Annotated in this window: 16 protein-coding genes; 7 read left to right on the top strand and 9 right to left on the bottom strand. The window is 52.4% G+C overall.

Going from position 1 to position 18,639, the window contains the following annotated elements; genetic code table 11:
• The first annotated feature begins 3 nt into the window (after positions 1 to 3).
• From galK to ACFO3I_RS09935, 6 genes are all read left to right on the top strand, one after another.
• Complete coding sequence (galK, locus tag ACFO3I_RS09960) at positions 4 to 1,155, top strand: galactokinase (protein ID WP_377333837.1); 1,152 nt, start codon at positions 4 to 6, stop codon at positions 1,153 to 1,155.
• Entirely contained in the window at positions 1,152 to 2,129 is a 978-nt protein-coding gene (locus tag ACFO3I_RS09955; protein ID WP_377333836.1) for an aldose epimerase family protein, read from the top strand. Before galK ends, ACFO3I_RS09955 begins: the two co-directional genes overlap by 4 nt.
• 26 nt (positions 2,130 to 2,155) lie before the next feature.
• Positions 2,156 to 3,715 (top strand): sodium/sugar symporter, encoded by a 1,560-nt coding sequence (locus tag ACFO3I_RS09950; RefSeq protein ID WP_377333835.1) that lies wholly within the window; start codon positions 2,156 to 2,158, stop codon positions 3,713 to 3,715.
• 2 nt (positions 3,716 to 3,717) lie between these two features.
• Positions 3,718 to 6,300 carry a glycoside hydrolase 5 family protein gene (locus tag ACFO3I_RS09945; RefSeq protein WP_377333833.1) on the top strand — a complete coding sequence of 861 codons (2,583 nt, stop codon included), beginning with the start codon at positions 3,718 to 3,720 and terminating at the stop codon, positions 6,298 to 6,300.
• A gap of 77 nt (positions 6,301 to 6,377) precedes the next feature.
• On the top strand, positions 6,378 to 7,808 hold the full coding sequence (locus ACFO3I_RS09940) for an MFS transporter (protein WP_377333831.1): 1,431 nt from the start codon (positions 6,378 to 6,380) through the stop codon (positions 7,806 to 7,808).
• 7 nt (positions 7,809 to 7,815) lie between these two features.
• Positions 7,816 to 8,826, top strand: a complete 1,011-nt coding sequence (locus ACFO3I_RS09935; RefSeq protein ID WP_377333829.1) for a LacI family DNA-binding transcriptional regulator — start codon at positions 7,816 to 7,818, stop codon at positions 8,824 to 8,826.
• Positions 8,827 to 9,275: 449 nt separating this feature from the next.
• Here the strand turns inward: ACFO3I_RS09935 and ACFO3I_RS09930 are convergent, their stop codons facing one another.
• Both ACFO3I_RS09930 and ilvC read right to left on the bottom strand, forming a co-directional pair.
• The gene (locus tag ACFO3I_RS09930) at positions 9,276 to 10,277 is read right to left on the bottom strand and encodes a bacteriophage abortive infection AbiH family protein (RefSeq protein ID WP_377333828.1); all 1,002 of its coding nucleotides are present in this window, start codon (positions 10,275 to 10,277) and stop codon (positions 9,276 to 9,278) included.
• A 651-nt stretch (positions 10,278 to 10,928) separates the two neighbouring features.
• A complete protein-coding gene (ilvC, locus tag ACFO3I_RS09925) occupies positions 10,929 to 12,404 on the bottom strand; it encodes a ketol-acid reductoisomerase (protein ID WP_377333826.1) in 1,476 nt (491 codons plus the stop codon).
• A gap of 141 nt (positions 12,405 to 12,545) precedes the next feature.
• On the opposite strand from ilvC, the gene ilvY reads away from it, so the two are divergent.
• Positions 12,546 to 13,442, top strand: coding sequence for an HTH-type transcriptional activator IlvY (gene ilvY / locus ACFO3I_RS09920; protein WP_377333824.1), 897 nt, complete (start codon positions 12,546 to 12,548; stop codon positions 13,440 to 13,442).
• A 53-nt stretch (positions 13,443 to 13,495) separates the two neighbouring features.
• Here ilvY and ACFO3I_RS09915 read toward each other — a convergent pair whose 3' ends face one another.
• From ACFO3I_RS09915 to rplM, 7 genes are all read right to left on the bottom strand, one after another.
• Entirely contained in the window at positions 13,496 to 13,921 is a 426-nt protein-coding gene (locus ACFO3I_RS09915; RefSeq protein WP_377333822.1) for a ClpXP protease specificity-enhancing factor, read from the bottom strand.
• Between the two features lie 4 nt (positions 13,922 to 13,925).
• Positions 13,926 to 14,555 (bottom strand): stringent starvation protein SspA, encoded by a 630-nt coding sequence (gene sspA, locus ACFO3I_RS09910; protein WP_377333820.1) that lies wholly within the window; start codon positions 14,553 to 14,555, stop codon positions 13,926 to 13,928.
• 146 nt (positions 14,556 to 14,701) lie between these two features.
• Positions 14,702 to 15,442, bottom strand: coding sequence for a cytochrome c1 (locus tag ACFO3I_RS09905; protein ID WP_377333818.1), 741 nt, complete (start codon positions 15,440 to 15,442; stop codon positions 14,702 to 14,704).
• Positions 15,442 to 16,716: a cytochrome b gene (locus tag ACFO3I_RS09900; protein WP_377333816.1), complete on the bottom strand. Its 1,275-nt coding sequence runs from the start codon at positions 16,714 to 16,716 to the stop codon at positions 15,442 to 15,444. The genes ACFO3I_RS09905 and ACFO3I_RS09900 overlap by 1 nt, the downstream gene beginning before the upstream one ends.
• Entirely contained in the window at positions 16,716 to 17,306 is a 591-nt protein-coding gene (gene petA / locus ACFO3I_RS09895) for a ubiquinol-cytochrome c reductase iron-sulfur subunit (RefSeq protein WP_377333814.1), read from the bottom strand. The genes ACFO3I_RS09900 and petA overlap by 1 nt, the downstream gene beginning before the upstream one ends.
• A gap of 408 nt (positions 17,307 to 17,714) precedes the next feature.
• Positions 17,715 to 18,107: a 30S ribosomal protein S9 gene (rpsI, locus tag ACFO3I_RS09890; protein WP_337842843.1), complete on the bottom strand. Its 393-nt coding sequence runs from the start codon at positions 18,105 to 18,107 to the stop codon at positions 17,715 to 17,717.
• 12 nt (positions 18,108 to 18,119) lie between these two features.
• Positions 18,120 to 18,548 carry a 50S ribosomal protein L13 gene (rplM, locus tag ACFO3I_RS09885; protein ID WP_337842842.1) on the bottom strand — a complete coding sequence of 143 codons (429 nt, stop codon included), beginning with the start codon at positions 18,546 to 18,548 and terminating at the stop codon, positions 18,120 to 18,122.
• Positions 18,549 to 18,639: the final 91 nt, after the last annotated feature.

Below are 18,639 nucleotides of genomic sequence, written 5' to 3'. Positions count from 1 at the left end.
CTGATGTCTCTGATTGAACAGGTAAAAGCCGAATTCCACCGCCATTATCAACAGCAGGGCGAACTGGTGTTCCGTGCCCCGGGCCGGGTGAACCTGATTGGCGAACACACCGACTACAACGACGGCTTTGTGTTGCCTTGCGCTATTAACTACGAAACCGTGATTGTGGCCCGCCCACGTCAGGACGACTTAGTACGGGTACTGGCGCTGGATTACAGCAACCAGACCGACGAGTTCAGTCTGAGCGCTCCGCTTTCGCACCACGCCACCCAGCAGTGGTCAAACTATGTGCGCGGTGTGGCCAACAGCCTGCTGCAAAAAGGCCATACGCTGAAAGGCTGTGACCTCGCCATCAGCGGCAACGTGCCACAAGGTGTGGGCCTGAGCTCCTCTGCCTCACTGGAAGTCGCTTTGGGCCTGGCCTACAGCCGTATTGCTGGCATTGAACTGTCCAGCCGCGACAATGCATTAAACGGCCAACACGCCGAAAACACCTTTGTCGGCTGCAACTGCGGCATTATGGACCAGCTGATTTCAGCCCAGGGTCAACAAGGCCACGCGGTGCTGATTGACTGCCGCAGCCTGGACAGCAAAGCCGTGCCACTGCCTGCAGGCCTCGCCGTGATGATCATCAACTCCAATGTGAAACGTGGCCTGGTCGACAGCGAATACAACACCAGACGTCAGCAATGTGAAGCGGCCGCCGCCAGCTTTGGTGTCAAGGCGCTGCGTGATGTCAGCACTACACAACTGCAAAGCCGCATCGGCGAGCTGGACCCGCTGGTGGCCAAACGCGCCCGCCATGTGGTGACCGAAAACGCCCGCACTGAACAAGCCGCGGTGGCGCTGGCAAGTGGTGATATTGCCCGCTTAAGCGAGCTGATGGCGCAGTCACATGTCTCGATGCGTGACGATTTTGAAATTACCGTGCCAGCCATTGATTACCTGGTGGAGCTGGTCGGTGCCGAACTGGGCAAGACCGGCGGTGTGCGGATGACAGGCGGTGGTTTTGGCGGTTGTGTGGTGGCACTGGTGCCAGAAGCTCAGGTTGAGGCCATCAAAGCGCTGATTGCAGCTAACTATGCCGCCAAAACTGGCTTAACTGCCGATGTGTTTGTCTGCACCGCCAGCCAGGGCGCGGAGCAAGTAGCGTGAGTGCGGCCTTCACGCCCATTCAGTTAACGGATGGCGCTGGCCTGGAGCTGGAGCTGCTGCCTTTTGGCGCCAGCATCCAGCGCATTCGCTTTTTTGGCACTGAAGTGACGGTCGGATACCCAGACCCGGCGGCGTATCAGCACAACCCCTTTTATTTGGGTTCGACGGTTGGCCGTTTTGCCAACCGCATTGCCAAAGGCCAGTTCAGTCTGAACAACCACCAGTATCAGTTGCCGGTGAATAATGGCCCCAACCATTTGCATGGCGGACCGGACGGCTGGCACCAACGCCCGTGGCGCGTACTGGACCAGAAAGCGGACTCTGCCCTGCTGTATCTGTGCGCGGAAGATGGCGAAAACGGTTACCCGGGCACGGTCGAAGTCTGGCAACGCATTGTGCTGCAACAGGGCGAAGTACGGCTGCTGTTCAAGGCCCAAAGCAACAAAGCCACACCACTGAGCCTGACCAATCACAGCTATTTCAACCTGAATCAGAGCGCCGCAGATATCAGCAATCACCAGCTGCAGATCTTCAGTGAAAGCTACCTGCCCACCACAGCAGACGCCATTCCAACCGGCGAGCTTGCCCCAGTGGCAGGCACCGCCTTTGATTGGACCCAAGGCCAGCAGGTCGGCCAGGCCTTAGCAGCCAGCCACCCACAACTGGATCTGGCCCGTGGTTTTGACCACAGCTATGTTTGGCCAGAGTGGCAAGCCGACCAGTTACCGCAACGCCAGGCCAGGCTCTATTCGCCAGAGTCCGGCATTGCGATGGAGCTTTGGTCCGATTTGCCAGCGCTGCAACTCTATACCGGCAACTACCTGAGCAGCCCCTTTGCGCCGCGTCAGGGCTTGTGCCTGGAAGCTCAGCACTGGCCGGATGCGCCGAACCAGCCGCTGGCCCCATCGGCCATGTTATGGCCAGGCGAGCTGTATCAGCACTGCATCTCTTTCCGCTTCAGCCAACAACAATAAATCTTATGACGTACAGGGTATAACTTATGTTAAGTAACTTGGATCTCAGCATTCTGGTCATCTATGTGATTGGCCTGCTGGTTTTAGCCTGGTGGATTTCCCGCGACGACGGCAATCACCAGAAAGACACCAACGATTATTTCCTGGCGGGCAACAGCCTGCCCTGGTGGGCCATTGGCGCCTCGTTAATTGCCGCCAACATCTCCGCCGAACAGATCATCGGTATGTCAGGCTCAGGTTACGCCATAGGTTTGGGTATTGCGTCCTACGAATGGATGGGCGCGCTGACGTTGATTATTGTCGGTAAATACTTCCTGCCTATTTTCCTCAAACGCAAAATCTACACCATGCCGCAGTTTCTGCAGCAGCGCTTTGATAACCGCGTGCGCACCACGCTGGCGCTGTTCTGGTTGGGTGTCTATGTGTTTGTTAACCTGACCGCTGTGCTGTGGTTAGGCGCACTGGCCATTAACACCATGACCGGACTGGATTTAACTGCCAGCATGCTGATTTTAGCGCTGCTGTCGGTGGCCTATTCGTTGTACGGTGGCTTAAAAGCCGTGGCCTACACCGACATTATTCAGGTGGTGCTGCTGGTAGCTGGTGGTTTGTTCCTGTCGACCTTAGCACTGCAACAACTGGGCGACGGTGCTGGTGTGCTGGCTGGTTTAGACCGCCTTTTTGCCGAAGCGCCGGACAAATTCGATATGATCCTTACACCAGACAACCCGCATTATGTCAGCCTGCCGGGCATCTCAGTGCTGGTCGGTGGCCTGTGGGTGATGAACCTGTCGTACTTTGGTTTTAACCAATACATTATTCAGCGCACCCTGGCAGCAAAAGACCTGCCTGAAGCGCAAAAAGGCATTGTGTTTGCCGCCTTCCTGAAGCTGTTAATGCCCATTATTGTAGTGCTGCCTGGTATTGCCGCCGTGCTGATCCTGCCAGAGCTGAGCAAACCAGACCAGGCCTACCCGCAACTGATGAGCCTGATGCCGTCCGGTGTCAAAGGCCTGATCTTTGCCGCCCTGGTGGCCGCCATTCTGTCCAGTCTGGCCTCCATGACCAACAGCGTCGCCACCATTTTCACCATGGATATTTACGCCCAGCTCAAACCCAACCAAAGCCAGAAGCAGTACGTACTGGTCGGCCGGGTAGTGAGCCTGCTGGCACTGGTGCTGGCACTGCTGACCGCTGAACCGCTGTTAGGCAAATTTGAGCAGGCGTTCCAGTATATTCAGGAATTCACCGGTTTCTTTACCCCGGGTATCGTGGTGTTATTCCTGCTCGGGATGTTCTGGCGCAAAATGACCGCCACAGCGGCCCTGGTGGCGGCAGTGGGCTCAGCGGCACTGTCGCTGCTGTTTAAGTTTAATCTGCCAACACTGCCATTTATGGACCGGGTCGGCCTGGTGTTCCTCTGCTGTCTGGGCCTGGCCATACTGGTCAGCCTGCTGAAACCGGAAGATACCAGCGGCAAAGCCGTTGAGCTTGCCGATATTAAATTCGACACGCGTGCCAGTTTTAACTGGGCGTCCATTGCCGTCTGCCTGGTGCTGGTGGCCTTATACGCAACCTGGTGGTAAGTATGAAACAACGGAAAACTACAGCCTGGCGCCCTTCCCTGCTGCTCACAGCACTGGCTTTTGCCAGTGCAACCGCCGTAGCTACCCCAACTGCGGCCCCAACAGGGCCAGTCAAGGTCGACAACGGCGTGATGCACTGGGCTGACGGCTCAGAAGTGGCGTTATTTGGCGTCAACTACAGCGCACCTTTTGCTTATGGTTACCGCTCACTGAAGCGCCTCGGCGTGGACCACAAAGCGGCGATCCGGATGGATGTGGCTCATATGGCCCGATTGGGGCTGGACGCTTACCGCGTGCATTTATGGGACCGCGAGCTGGCCGATGATGAAGGCAACCTGCTGCAAAATGAGCACCTGGAGCTGTTCGACTATTTGCTGGCCGAGCTGGAAAAGCACCAGATCAAAGTGATCATTACGCCCATTGCCTGGTGGGGCAGCGGCTATCCGGAGCCCGACCCGGTGGAAACCGGCTTTGCCCGCCACTACAGCAAAAACCAGATGAACGAAGTGCCGAAAGCCATTGCGGCGCAACACCGTTATCTGGCCCAGTTGATGGCACACCAGAATCCGCTCACCGGCAAAACCTATGCACAAGACCCGAACATTATTGCCTTTGAGCTGTTTAACGAGCCCAAACATGGCCAGGCTCCAGCCCAAAGTGCGGCTTATATTCAGGGGCTGATTGATGTGGTGCGTCAAGCCGGCGTCACCAAGCCGCTGTTTTACAACACCAGCGAACAGGGCAACCAGCCAGACTTTGCCAAAGCACTTTGTGAAACCTCAATCGATGGTGTGGCGTTTCAGTGGTACCCAACGGGTCTTCTGAAATACAGTGCTATTAACGGCAATATGCTCAGCGCAGTGGCGGCTTACTACAACCCCTTTGCAGACATTGCTGCCTGTCAGAACAAAGCCAAAATGGTGTATGAATTTGACGCCGCCGATGTCGCCGCCAGTACTATGTATCCGGCGATGGCCCGCAGCTTCCGCACTGCGGGTATGCAATGGGCCACGCAGTTTGCCTATGACGCTGCCTACGCGGCGCATACCAATTCGGAATACAACACCCACTACCTGAACCTGCTGTACACGCCGTCCAAAGCCATCAGCCTGATGATTGCTGCCGAGCAGTTCCGCCAATGGCCACGGCTGCAGCAACCTGCCGCGTATCCGGCCAGTAATAAAGCCGGCCATGTGACTCTGGACCCACAGGCGGACGTCGCGCTGCTGCAAAGTGACAGCCAGTTGCTGTACAGCAACAGCACGGACGCCAGCGCCAAAAACATCCGCCAATTGAAGCAGATTGCCGGTGTGGGCTCGTCGGCTTTGGTGCAGTATCAGGGCAATGGCGCTTATTTCCTCGATAAACAGCAAGACGGCCTGTGGCGGTTAGAACTGTACCCGGACGTGCTGGAATTACAGGACCCGTACCAGAATTCCAGCCTGCGCCGTGAAGCGCGCCGCCTGTACAGCGCCAGCCGAAGTATCACAGTGCAATTGCCGGATTTAGGCCAAAGCTATCAGCTCAAAGCCATCAATGCAGGCAACAGCAGCAAACAGCAGGCGAAAGCGGGCACAGTGCAGATCCAGCCTGGGGTGTACCTGCTGGCGAAAACCACCGACCAGTTGAACAGCGCAGCTGTCGACAACACCTATTTACTGCCTGAAAGCAAAACCAGCAACCTGGAAGTGGAACACCACAGCGTGCGTGAAGCGGCGCTGAAACAAGGGTTGCCGCTGAGCTTACGGCTAGGCAGCAGCAAAGCGCCAGAAAAAGTGGAGCTGTTGGTGCGTTATCAGGGTGATCAGCAGTTCACGGCGTTGCCATTGCACAGCGCCAGCAGCGGCTTTAGCGGCGATTACCAGCTGGAATTAAACACCACAGAGCAATTTAACCGCCCTGGTGTGCTGGAGTATGCACTGGTGGTGACAGAAAATGGCAAGCAGCAGAGCTTCCCGGGTAATGCCCAGGGCAGCCCGCAAGACTGGGACTTTGTGCAGACCCAAGCCTACTGGCAAACCCGCCTGGTCGAAGCTGGTTTACCGGTGCGGCTGTTCAGCGCCGCGCTGGACCAGAGCGCCAGCCAGTACCCACAACAAGCCACTGTGATACCTAAATGGCTGACCACCTCTGAAGGTATGGCACTGCAGCTGGGTATTGCCGATATCAAAGCACAAGCCACCGACGCGGTGCCGCTGCTAAAAACCACCTTAAGCCCCAACCTGAAGCTGGACCGCTTTGCCCTGCAGGGCTACAACAGCCTGTCGGTAAAACTGCGCAGCTATCAGCCACAGCAGCTACGCCTGGCACTGTTGGATGCCGACGGCTTAGCCCATGGCGCTGAGTTTGCCGTAAAAGCAGGCTGGCAGCAGGTGTTGATCCCGCTGAGTCAGCTGAAATCAGTGGATACCTTGCTACCGCAAGCCTACCCAACCTTCTCGTCGCCGTTGTTACCAGCAGCGCAGAGCAGCCAGCCATTGCAGCTGAACCAACTGCAAGGCCTGCAACTGCAGTTGCTGCGACAAAGCGGCCAGAGCGGCTGGCAAGGCGTGGAGTTAGCAGAAGTCAGTCTGCTGAAGCGTTAAGCCCAAAAAGGCCGGTTGCTGAAGAAATTCAGCCCGGCCTATAATCGGCTTTGCTTCAAAGCCAGAACCCGCAACTTATGACCCCAACTTCAGCCCCGACTGCGTTGCCTACAGGCCCTAAGCTGGCATTGGGTTTTGGTTTTTTATCCACCTTTTTTGCCAGTCAGTCGGTGGCGGTGCTGGCGATTCCTTATTACCAGATGACCCTGGGGCTGGACCCTTTTCTGCTGGCACTGGCGCTCACTTTGCCGCTGTTACTCGGCAGCTTATTGGGCCCTTGGGTGGGCCATTTGTCTGACCACAGCCAGAGCCGCTTTGGCCGGCGTAAGCCCTTTATTTTGCTCGGGTCCTGGGCCAGCTGCATCAGCTTTGGCCTGATTTGGCTGGTACCGGCCGGTTGGGCCGACTGGGCGCAGCTGCTGTATTTCGTGTTCTGGTCTTTGTGTTTTTATGTCTGTGCCACTCTGGTGGCCGTACCAATGACCTGCCTGGCTTATGAAATGAGCCCGGACTACCACCAGCGTACTGAAATTATGGGCTTTACCAGTTACTTTCTGAAACTGGGGTCCTTGTTATACCAATGGCTATTCCCGCTGGCACAGCTCAGCCTGTTTGGCTCGGTGTTTTTTGGCATTCAGGTGGTGGGTTGGGGCGTTGGCATTGTATTGCTGGGCGCACTTGGCACAGTTGCGGCGGTCGGCTGCACAGAAAAAGTTCGCGTCAGCGCCGTAGCTGCGCCTCGCCCACCGCTGCTGACCAGCCTGAAAACATTGTCCGGCAATACCGGCTTGAAGGTGCTGTTAGGCCTGACGCTACTGCAAATGGCCGGTGGAGCTGCGGTCGCCAGCCTGGATTATTACCTGCTGGTGTATGCAGTCAGCGCTGGCTCCATTGAGCAAGGTGCTGTACTCAAAGGCTGGCTGTCGATGGCCTACGCCGCCAGTGGCATTTTATCCATTCCGCTGCTGGCCAGCCTGGCCAGGCGAGTGGGGAAAAAACGGGCTCTGCTCTGGGTGTATTGGCTCACGCTGGCGGGCGGTATCGCCAAGTGGTTTGTCTACACGCCAGCAGGCGTAAACTGGTTATGGCTGGATGCGCTGCTATGCACCGCCAGCTGGACCGCCATGACCATGCTGATCCCATCGATGATTGTGGATTTGTCCGACCAGGACGAGCTTCAGCATGGTCAGCGCCGTGACGGCGCTTTTGCTGCTGTGCATGGTTGGGTCACCCACTTCAGTGCCGCACTGGCCTTACTGGCTACCGGGCTTTGCCTGAACCTGATCCACTTTGACGCCCACTTAGGTGCCGCCCAGCCACAAAGCGCGCTGGACTGGATGCGGGCCATTTTATCTGGCGGCACTGTGCTCTTTGCTTTGCTGTCGTTGTGGCTGCTGCGTCACTACCAACTGGACGCCACCCAATGCAGGAAAAACCGCGAGCAGCTGCAGTTACGTCAGCAGCAGCAAACTGGTACTATCGGAACAGAAACAGCAGGAGCTGAATAAGAATTTTATGGTCACAATCAAAGACGTAGCCAAAGTTGCCGGCGTATCCATTGCCACAGTATCGCGGGTGATCCATGACGGCGGCCAGGTGGGTGAAGCCTGCCGGGCCCGGGTAAAAAAAGTGATTGCCGAGCTGGGCTACAGACCCAACAGCAATGCCCGCGCTCTGGTCAGCAAAACCACCAATACTCTGGGCGTGGTGACGCCCAAAATATCGATGCCATTTTTTGGCAGCTTAGCCAGTGGTGTGGAAAAAGGCGCACGGGAAAACAACTACAAATGCCTGATGAGCAACTCTTTGTATGAGACCAAATCGGAGCTGGAAGCCATTGAATCGCTGCGCGACCATAACTGCCGCTCTATTATTTTGCACAGCGAATATTCCGACGAAAAAACCTTATTAAAACTGGCGGAAGAAATTCCTGGCCTGGTGCTGATTAACCGCTACATACCGGCTATTTCCAACCGCTGCGTCTGGCTGGACAATCAAACCGGCGCTAAACACGCCACCGACTACCTGCTTAAACGCGGCCACAAAAAGTTTGCCGTGATCACCAGTATTTACCAGAACGGCGACCCGGGCTTCCGGTTGCAGGGCATTCGCGAGGCGTTAAAGACAGCCAACGTGCCGCTGCCTGAAGCGGCGATTGAGGAATCCACCGCCAACCTTGAAGGTGGCGAACAAGCGGTAAAAGCGCTGCTGGCTAAAGGCGTAAAATTCACTGCGCTGCTGGCCTACAACGACAATATGGCGATAGGCGCCATTCACGCCTTATTCGAAGCCGGCCTGCGGGTGCCGGAAGACGTGTCGGTGATTGGTTTTGACGATTTGATTGTCAGCCGCGTCTGCCGCCCCCGCCTGACCACAGTGCATTACCCGGTAGAGGAAATGGCCAGCTACGCCACCAAACTGGCTATTGAACTGGGTGAACACCCCGACGCCAGCCACCACCGCACCCATTTGTTTATTCCGCATTTGGTGGAACGGGATTCAGTGGCGGATGCGCCGGGGGTTTAGGTCTGTTGCCAGGCTTAGCTGAGCACGACAAAGCTAAGCCTGAATAGCTTTTGCTGAATCATTTTCATCTGCTTTCAATAACTTGGTTATTACTAAAAGCTTTCGCCTTTGGCGAGATACTTTCTTTTGTCTCGACAAAAGAAAGTATCCAAAGAAAAGCGACCCCAGGTCGCCGCGAAATCCCGGCCCAAAATCGTGCGTCCAAGGCGGCTGGGCAACTCGCTCGTCACTACCGTTCCTCACTCAAACACTCCCAGCCTTAAAACCTTGGCCCCCCAATTTTGTCCGGCTCGCACCCTAATGGGGAATTATTGAATTAGTTGGTTCAGTTCAGCGAACAACCGCTTTTGTCAAAAGCGGACGTTACAGAGGTGACCTTTCACCCTAAAATATACTTGGGTTCTGAAAATACAAAGATACTTGCTTTCTATATATCCCGTATTAATTTTTCAAGAGCGACCCCATTTAAACAAGCCACTATTGATATCGAACAACACTTTATCCGACAAATCATTCGGTTGATTATCACCGAATATTTTATACATAACCTCTCGTTTAAACCGCGTCCTGCGAGATGAAATAAGTGGAGAATAATCCTGTTGATAGTCAAAAACAACAAGCCTACAGTTTCTGTTACGAACTTGTTCTGCTACTAAATCCCACCAAATCTGATCTGTCTTACCCAGTGATGAACCAAAAATGCATATAATATCAGCGACTTTAATTAAGTTAATGCATTTCAGTTCCACCCCGTGATCTTGCGCAAGATTGCATTCAGCCTTAATAAATTCGCTTCTGATATCTCGATTCTCTCGAAAATTCAAATTATTGATTTGTTCATCATCATTAACACCAAGCACCATATCTTCAAATACAGTTCCATGAACATGATAAAGTGCATTCAATACCCGCTCTGAGTTCCCAACATTTACTTTGTGATTCATATTTATATATTCATTTGAAAATCTAGTAACACCAAGTATTTGTTCTATAGTATTCGTGTAGTTAAAATTAATCACATTGTAGTAGATAGGTCTTTTGTTAATAGAACTATAAAACTGACGTAAATTTTCTTTACTCCTTCCTCTTAATTGTTCCTCCGGCCGGAATAAATGCTCTAAAAAAATGTGACGGGACTCTTTTAAATTTGATTCGGAACTGAAATCATTTTGAATACTTTTAAGGTAAGTAGACAATTGAGAGCGAATATCTCCTGTGAGCTCATCAAACTCTTTGTTATCAGATAGATTTTCTAGGTACGAGCCAAGAGCCAACTCAAAATCTGACCACTTATCGGCTTCCTGCATGCCTTTGGCAAGATCAGTCTTAAATCTATTAACTAAAGCGCTATCCGATTCTACAGTGATGTAATAATCATAAAAGTCTGAATATCTGGTTTTTAACCCAAGGGCGATATCAAAACCGTTTCCGATTAAATAAGCTATTTGCATATAAAAATTCGCCCTATCAATACTAAACCCTTTTATTCTTAGTATGTTAAAGTAGATTTTTTCTTAGGTCGACATCTATGTTGGTCATACAATTTACCTGCCGGGCTAATTACAATAAATAAACCTAACAAGTCCCTCGCTTGGCAATACTTCGACATGTCTACTGTACGCTCTTTACGAATATCCAGACAAAATTGCGTCAACTACCGGCACCAATTCCCCATTAGGGCGCGAGCCGGGCAAAATTGGGAGGCCAAGGTTTTAAGGCTGGGAGTGTTTGAGTGAGGAGCGGTAGCGACGAGCGAGTTGCCCAGCCGCCTTGGGCGCACGATTTTGAGCCGGGATTTCGCTGCGACCTGGGGTCGCTTTTTCTTTGGGTACTTTCTTTTGGCGAGACAAAAGAAAGTGCCTCGCCAAAGGCGAAGGCTTTGCTAAACAATCTTGCCGTTTGCATTAAGAAAAAATGAGCACACAACCTAGCGATCATTAAAGTACGTCGGAAGTGAGCCGTTTAGACAAAAAACTATGACAAGAATAAGAAAATCGGGACTTGCCGCGATCAGGCAAAAAAAAGCCCGGCAAAGCCGGGCAAACAACCAAGGTCCACGTAAAAACTCGGTACCTGGGGATGAGGCTTAGGGAGCCTCGCTACTAACCCACAATCTTTTTCATTGCGGTCATGTAGCCCCGTAACTTTTTACCCACCTGCTCTACCGGGTGCTGACGAATCGCTTCGTTCACCGCAATCAGGCGGATATTGTCCACGCCGGTGGCGGCGGAACTTAAACCTTTACCTACATACTCAGTGCTCAGCTGGTTCACAAAATCGCGCAGCAGCGGTACTGCAGCATTGCTGAACAGGTAGTTACCGTATTCAGCAGTGTCCGAAATCACCACGTTCATCTCGTACAGGCGCTTACGGGCAATGGTATTTGCAATCAGCGGCGTCTCATGCAGCGACTCGTAATAGGCTGATTCTTCAATGATGCCAGCCGCCACCATGGTTTCGAACGCCAGCTCTACACCAGCTTTTACCATGGCAACAAACAGAATGCCGCGGTCAAAGTAGTCTTGCTCAGCAATTTGCTCGTCGGACACAGGCGCGCTTTCAAAACCGGATTGGCGGGTTTCTTCACGCCAGCCCAGCAGGTTTTTGTCGTCATTGGCCCAGTCGGCCATCATGGTGCGGGAGAACTCACCGCTGATGATGTCGTCCATATGTTTTTCAAACAGCGGGCGCATCTTCACTTTTAACTCTTCTGCCAGATCAAAAGCTTTGATCTTGGCTGGGTTCGACAGACGGTCCATCATATGCGTGATGCCGCCGTGCTTCAGCGCTTCTGTGGTGGTTTCCCAGCCAAACTGGATCAGCTTAGCGGCGTAACCTGGTTCAATACCCTCGGCCACCATTTTGTCGTACGCCAGGATAGAACCAGTTTGCAACATGCCGCACAGAATAGTTTGTTCGCCCATTAAGTCCGATTTCACTTCCGCTACAAAAGACGATTCCAGTACACCGGCACGGTCACCGCCTGTTGCTGAGGCATACGCCTTGGCAATTTCTAAACCCTGGCCTTTCGGGTCGTTTTCCGGGTGCACTGCAATCAGCGTTGGCACACCAAAACCACGTTTGTATTCTTCACGTACTTCAGTGCCGGGGCACTTAGGCGCTACCATCACTACTGTGATGTCTTTACGAATTTGCGTGCCTTCTTCAACAATGTTGAAACCGTGCGAATACGCCAGCGTTGCCCCTTGTTTCATCAGCGGCATAATGGCGCTAACTACTGAGGTATGCTGCTTGTCCGGTGTCAGGTTTAACACCAGGTCGGCCGTTGGAATTAACTCTTCGTAGGTACCTACTTTAAAACCATTGGATGACGCGCTCTGGAATGACTTGCGTTTCTCGGCAATGGCTTCGGCACGCAGTGCGTAGCTGATATCCAGGCCAGAGTCGCGCATGTTCAAGCCTTGGTTCAGGCCCTGAGCACCACAACCTACAATCACAACTTTCCAGCCTTTTAACAGCTGACAACCATTGGCAAACTCTTCTTTGGCCATAAAACGGCATTTGCCTAACTGCTTTAACTGCTGACGCAGATTTAAGGTGTTGAAATAATTGCTCATACAGGTCTCACAAATTCTTTGGGCCGGCCCTTTGGCTCGGCGTAACAGTGGCTGACACTACGCACTGTTTTGATGCGACTGAGAATAAAACAGTGCATTCATTGCGTGAAGTGATATATTCACAATACAGTATTTCATTTTATGCAACACAGAATGGATATCCGCACCGCCCAGTTGTTTCTGCATTTGGCCAGCAGCCTGAACTTTGCCCGCACCAGTGAGCAGATGTATGTCAGCCCATCCACCTTAAGCCGCACTATTCAGCGGCTTGAGCAGGAGCTGAATGTCGAGTTGTTTATCCGCGACAACAGGTCGGTGCGGTTAACCGCCGCCGGTATCCGGCTGCAGGGTTTTGTCAAAAGCTACCTGGAGCAGTGGCATCAGCTGCAGCTGGACCTGAACCAAAACAGTGCAAATCTGACCGGCGAAATCCGGCTGTTTTGTACCGTCACCGCCAGCTTCAGCCACCTGCCTGCCATTCTGGATAAATTCCGGCTGGTTTGCCCTTTGGCCGAAATTAAGCTGATCACCGGCGACGCCGGCCAGGCGCTGGACAAAGTAAAACAGGATGAAGCTGATATTGCGCTGGCAGTCTACCCCGAACATTTGCCAATGAATATGGCGTTTCGCAGCATTGCCAAGGTGCAGCTGCAGCTGATAGCCCCGGTGATCCCTTGTAAAGCCAATGACTTACTCAGCCAAAACCCGGTGCCCTGGGACCAGGTGCCGCTGATTTTGCCCGAGCACGGCCCGCTGCGCGACCGTTTTGAACACTGGCGTAAACCCCGGGGTATTGAGCCGAAAATAGTCGCCAAAGTAGAAGGCCACGAAGCCATGGTCAGTATGGTGGCATTGGGTACAGGTGTCGCGCTGGCCCCTTCTATTGTGGCGCTGCAAAGCCCGGCCAAAGACAGGGTGCGTTTTATCAGCCAACAGAATGAGTTTGAACCCTTTGATTTGGGCTTATGCGTCTTGTCGAAACGCTTGCACGAGCCACTGTTGCGCGCTTTCTGGCAGGTGGCGTCTGAGCTGAACTGACGGGGATTAAAGAGACCAGCGGGCGAATGCCCGCCTGGCTTATCTGAGGTGACTTATTTGATCACTTTTAAGTGAGAGACTTTTTTAGCGGCCGGTGGAGTTGGTTCTGACGGCTCCGGAAGGTCGTCGTCCAGCTCCAGGTCCACGTCAATTTCTTCTTCGTCCAGCTCGGCTTCAAACATGGTACCGGCACCGTTTTCGCGGGCATAAATAGCCAACACGGCTTTGACAGGCACCGACAGTGCGAAAGGTTGACCACCAAAGCGGGCATTAAAGCTGATGAAGTCGTTGCCCATTTGCAGGTTGCCAATGGCAGACGGGTTAATATTCAATACAATCTGGCCGTTCTGCACATGCTGCTGGGGCACTTTTACCCCGCGCACTGTGGCGTTGACCACCAGGTAAGGCGTCAGGTTGTTATCGACAATCCAGTCGTAAAAAGCACGCACTAAATAAGGTTTGTTGGAGGTCATGTCCATGCAATTACCCTCTTCTGATCTCGCGCTCAGCGCTGGTCAGAGACTGCTGAAAACCATCGCGCTCAAAAATGCGCCCCATATACAGGTTCAGAGCTTTACTGCCAGCTCCGGACAATTCAATCCCCATAGCCGGTAGACGCCACAATAATGCGGCCAGATAACAATCGACCAGACTGAATTCGTCGCTGAGGAAAAAGGTGTTTTCCTGAAACAGCGGCGCCATTGCCAATAAACCTTCGCGCAGGTCGCGGCGGGCGACAGCAGCATCATCACTGTGGCTCAGAATTTTTTTCGCCAGGCTAAACCAGTCCTGCTCAATGCGGTGCATCATCAGACGGGTATTGGCTCGGGCCACCGGGTACACCGGCATCAGCGGCGGGTGAGGAAAACGCTCATCCAGGTATTCATTGATAATAGGCGCTTTAAATACCGACAGCTCACGGTCAATTAAAGTGGGCAGGCTGCCATAAGGGTTCACTTCGTATACGTCTTCCGGGACTTGCTCTGGTTTCACTAACACCAGGTCATGGGCCACACCTTTTTCGGCCAGCACAATGCGTACTATGTGGCTGTATAGCTCATCTTTGTCCGAAAATAAGGTCATGCCAGTACGTCTGTTGGCGGTTTGACTCATTTTTTCCTCCGGCTCGTACCCGTCGTCGCTGCACTACTTCAACTGACTTGGGTCTGTGTTTTCCCCTGATGACGACTTGAATGCAGCACCAGAGGGCCAAAATACAAAGGGGCCAACAGGCCCCTTTATCGGCGTGGCGTGTGCACTCAGTGCACGTCGCGCCAGTATTCCTTCTTCAGCAAGAAGGCGAAGATAAAGAAGATCACTAAGAAGATCATGACCTTAATACCTAAGCTGTGAGATTCCAGCTTGGACGGCTCACCGGCATACTCCAGGTAGTTCACCAGGTCGCCTACGGCGCGGTCGTATTCTTCCGTGCTCAGCTCACCTGAACCGTCGGTTTTGATACCGACATGAACTTCAACCGGAACACCATCGACCAGACGGGTTTCAGTGGCTTCATAAGGAATACCCTGCAGCTCTTGCAGTACGTGTGGCATACCCACCATTGGGAACACTTTGTTGTTCACGCCAAATGGACGGCTTGGGTCCACATAGAATGAACGCAGGTAAGTGTAAATCCAGTCAGGACCGCGTACACGGGCCACGTTGGTCAGATCTGGTGGCGCTGCGCCAAACCATCTGGCTTGATCGGCTTTCGGTGCAGCGTTGGTGATATGCTCACCCACTTTTTCGGCACCGAAAGCCAGAGTTTCCATACCCACGTCTTCCGGGATACCCAGATCACGGAAAGTCCGTGAGTAACGCTGGTACTGCATTTGGTGACAGCCCAGACAGTAGTTCTGGAACAAACGGGCACCACGTTGCAGCGACTCCTGGTCGTGCAGGTTTACCGGCGCTTTGTCCAGGTGAACTGCATGACCACCAGCGGCCATTACGGCGCCGGAAGCAACCAGCGCCACCACAGTCAATAACTTCTTGATCATTATGATAACCTCACTGGCAGCGGCTTGGTTTTTTCGTTTTTGCTGTAGAACCATAACAGGCCGAAGTAGGCGAAGTAAGTCAGCGAGAAAATTTGCGCAAACAGTGTATAGGTTGGTGTTGCAGGCAACACACCCAGCACGCCCAGCGCAACGAAGCTGATCACAAAGTTCACCAGGTTCAGTTTATGGAAAGTGCTGCGGTAACGTACTGAACGTACCGGGCAACGATCCAGCCAAGGTAACAGCGCCAGTAAAATAATGGCGACGAACATCGCAATGGCACCGAACAGTTGGTCCGGAACCGCACGTAAGATGGCGTAGAACGGCGTGAAGTACCACACTGGCGCAATGTGCTCAGGGGTCTTCATTGGGTTTGCAGGTTCAAAGTTTGGTGGTTCCAGGAAGAAACCGCCGCCTTCTGGTACAAAGAAAATCACCCAGCAGAACACCAGCAGGAAACCAACCACGCCCACAATGTCTTTCACTGTGTAGTAAGGGTGGAATGGGATCGCATCAACGATAATTTTCTTACCGCCTTTGGTGAAATACTCATGGAATTTGAACTTGTCTGACACGTTGTCAGCATAGGTGGTGCCGTCATTAGCACGTTTCACGTCGATACCGTCCGGGTTGTTTGAACCCACTTCGTGCAGCGCAATGATGTGCAGGAACACCAGAATCACCAGCACCAGAGGTAAGGCAATCACGTGCAGTGCGAAGAAACGGTTCAGCGTAGCACCGGAGATTACATAGTCACCACGGATCCACAGAGTTAAGTCATCACCAATGCCCGGAATAACACCGAAGATAGAGATAATTACCTGAGCACCCCAAAACGACATCTGGCCCCAAGGCAGCAGGTAACCCATAAAAGCTTCTGCCATCAGCACTAAGAAGATCAACATACCGAAGATCCACAGCAGCTCACGTGGCTTCTGATAAGAGCCATACATCATGCCGCGGAACATGTGCAGATAGACCACCACGAAAAACGCCGAGGCGCCGGTGGAGTGCATATAGCGCAATAACCAGCCGTAATCGACATCACGCATGATGTATTCGACAGAAGCAAAAGCGCCTTCTGAGGTAGGAACAAAGTTCATGGTTAACCAGATACCGGTCAGGATCTGGTTCACCAGTACTAACATGGCTAAGGAACCAAAGAAGTACCAGAAGTTAAAGTTTTTTGGTGCCGGGTACTGCATCACATGGAGATTCATCTTCTCCATAAACGGCATGCGGTATTCAATCCAGCTCATCAGGTTTTTAAACATCAGGCGGTCCCCTCATCTGCACCAATCAGAATGGTGGTGTCGTCGACGAACATATAAGGTGGGATCATCAGGTTTTTCGGTGCTGGAACACCAGAGAACACCCGGCCAGCCATATCGTAGGTTGAACCGTGACATGGACAGAAGAAACCTGAAGGGATGCCTTCAACCTGAGCGGCGAAATCGTCCATACGGTACGTTGGAGAACAACCTAAGTGAGTACAGATCCCCACAGCAACGAAAATTTCTGGTTTTTTCGATCTGTGTTGGTTCTTGGCATAGTCTGGTTGTTGTGGCTCTTCAGAACCCGGGTCACGCAGTTTAGGTTCTGCTTGGGTCAGACTTTCCAGCATGGCTGGGGTCCGCTTCACGATCCACACAGGCTTGCCTCGCCACTCTACCCGGATCAGCTGCCCGTCTTCGAGTTTGCTAATGTCAGCAGTCACCGCGGCGCCTGCTTGTTTAGCTCGTTCACTCGGATTCCAGGATGCTAAAAAGGGAACAGCAGCTCCAACCGCACCGACCCCACCAACCACTGAGGTCGCAATGGTCAGAAAGCGGCGGCGACCATGGTCTACAGGCGCATTGCTCATCCACTCATCTCCACGTTAAACGCTTAAATGTTGTTTTTTTAAGCGGCTGAATTTCAGCAATTATTATAAGTTGAAAAATACGGCGGATCATAAAGAAAACCCCTGCTTTACACAAGGATTAAGCCCAATTCAATTGCGGTTGAGCCGCATTTTTTCGACGAATGCCCCCTGCCGATTCGCTATTAAATAGGGCTTTCACAAAATATTAAAACTGACAACGATGCTGGCTCAAACTTTGTCGAAAAACTTAGCAGATTCAGAGGGAATTGACAGGTCTGTCCGCAAACTTTGTTCGTTCAGCCTGCGAACAGCCGGCAGTAAAAATATCAGAACCATATGGTCACAGTTGATTCTTAGAGACATAAAAAAACCCGGCATAAAGCCGGGTTTTGACAGACATAAAACGAATTAACGTTTTGAGTACTGTGGACGCTTACGCGCTTTGTGCAGACCGATTTTCTTACGTTCAACCTGACGAGCGTCACGTGTAACGAAGCCGGCTTTACGCAGAGCTGGGCGCAGAGATTCGTCGAATTCCATCAGCGCACGGGTGATACCGTGACGGATAGCGCCGGCTTGACCAGAGATACCACCACCTTTAACAGTGACGTACAGGTCAAATTTACCAACCATATCCACCAGCTCTAATGGCTGCATTACAACCATACGAGCAGTTTCACGACCGAAGTATTCAGTGATAGAGCGTTGGTTGATAACGATGTTACCTGAACCAGCTTTGATGAATACGCGAGCTGTAGAGGTCTTACGACGACCAGTACCGTAATATTGATTAGTTGCCATGTTCTGCTCCCGTTAGATGTCTAATACTTGCGGTTGCTGAGCAGCATGTTGATGCTCGGCGCCTGCATACACTTTCAGTTTACGGAACATAGCACGACCCAGTGGGCCTTTTGGCAGCATGCCTTTGATAGCAGCTTCCAGTACCATCTCCGGTTTCTTGGCGATTAATTTTTCAAAGTTGATTTCTTTGATACCACCTGGGAAACCACTGTGAGAGTAGTACATTTTGTCTTGTGCTTTTTTGCCAGTAACAGCCACTTTCTCAGCATTTACAACAACGATGTAATCGCCGGTGTCAACGTGAGGAGTGTATTCTGGCTTATGCTTGCCACGCAGGCGAGCGGCGATTTCTGTTGCCAGACGACCCAGGGTTTTACCTGAAGCATCAACAACGTACCAGTCGCGTTGTACGCTTTCTGGTTTAGCAGTAAAAGTTTTCATCAAAAACTACCCAATTAAATAAAGCTGTTACACCTATAATCCGGCCTTCACCGGATCGCTTGAACGTACCCCTTCGAGTACAACACTGCCT

Origin of the sequence: Rheinheimera marina, from assembly GCF_042654345.1 — a bacterium.
Lineage (GTDB): Bacteria > Pseudomonadota > Gammaproteobacteria > Enterobacterales > Alteromonadaceae > Pararheinheimera > Pararheinheimera marina.
The sequence above is the reverse complement of the archived record's forward strand: the minus strand, read 5'-3'. Positions and strand labels throughout refer to the sequence as shown.

Bases quoted from the DNA above. Each gene is read 5' to 3' on its own strand.
- ACFO3I_RS09935 (WP_377333829.1), top strand. From the start codon at position 7,816: ATGGTCACAATCAAAGACGTAGCCAAAGTTGCCGGCGTATCCATTGCC.
- ACFO3I_RS09950 (WP_377333835.1), top strand. From the start codon at position 2,156: ATGTTAAGTAACTTGGATCTCAGCATTCTGGTCATCTATGTGATTGGC.
- rpsI (WP_337842843.1), bottom strand. From the start codon at position 18,107: ATGGCAACTAATCAATATTACGGTACTGGTCGTCGTAAGACCTCTACA.
- ilvY (WP_377333824.1), top strand. From the start codon at position 12,546: ATGCAACACAGAATGGATATCCGCACCGCCCAGTTGTTTCTGCATTTG.
- ACFO3I_RS09915 (WP_377333822.1), bottom strand. From the start codon at position 13,921: ATGGACATGACCTCCAACAAACCTTATTTAGTGCGTGCTTTTTACGAC.
- galK (WP_377333837.1), top strand. From the start codon at position 4: ATGTCTCTGATTGAACAGGTAAAAGCCGAATTCCACCGCCATTATCAA.
- ACFO3I_RS09905 (WP_377333818.1), bottom strand. From the start codon at position 15,442: ATGATCAAGAAGTTATTGACTGTGGTGGCGCTGGTTGCTTCCGGCGCC.
- petA (WP_377333814.1), bottom strand. From the start codon at position 17,306: ATGAGCAATGCGCCTGTAGACCATGGTCGCCGCCGCTTTCTGACCATT.
- rplM (WP_337842842.1), bottom strand. From the start codon at position 18,548: ATGAAAACTTTTACTGCTAAACCAGAAAGCGTACAACGCGACTGGTAC.
- sspA (WP_377333820.1), bottom strand. From the start codon at position 14,555: ATGAGTCAAACCGCCAACAGACGTACTGGCATGACCTTATTTTCGGAC.
- ACFO3I_RS09940 (WP_377333831.1), top strand. From the start codon at position 6,378: ATGACCCCAACTTCAGCCCCGACTGCGTTGCCTACAGGCCCTAAGCTG.
- ACFO3I_RS09945 (WP_377333833.1), top strand. From the start codon at position 3,718: ATGAAACAACGGAAAACTACAGCCTGGCGCCCTTCCCTGCTGCTCACA.
- ACFO3I_RS09900 (WP_377333816.1), bottom strand. From the start codon at position 16,716: ATGTTTAAAAACCTGATGAGCTGGATTGAATACCGCATGCCGTTTATG.
- ilvC (WP_377333826.1), bottom strand. From the start codon at position 12,404: ATGAGCAATTATTTCAACACCTTAAATCTGCGTCAGCAGTTAAAGCAG.
- ACFO3I_RS09930 (WP_377333828.1), bottom strand. From the start codon at position 10,277: ATGCAAATAGCTTATTTAATCGGAAACGGTTTTGATATCGCCCTTGGG.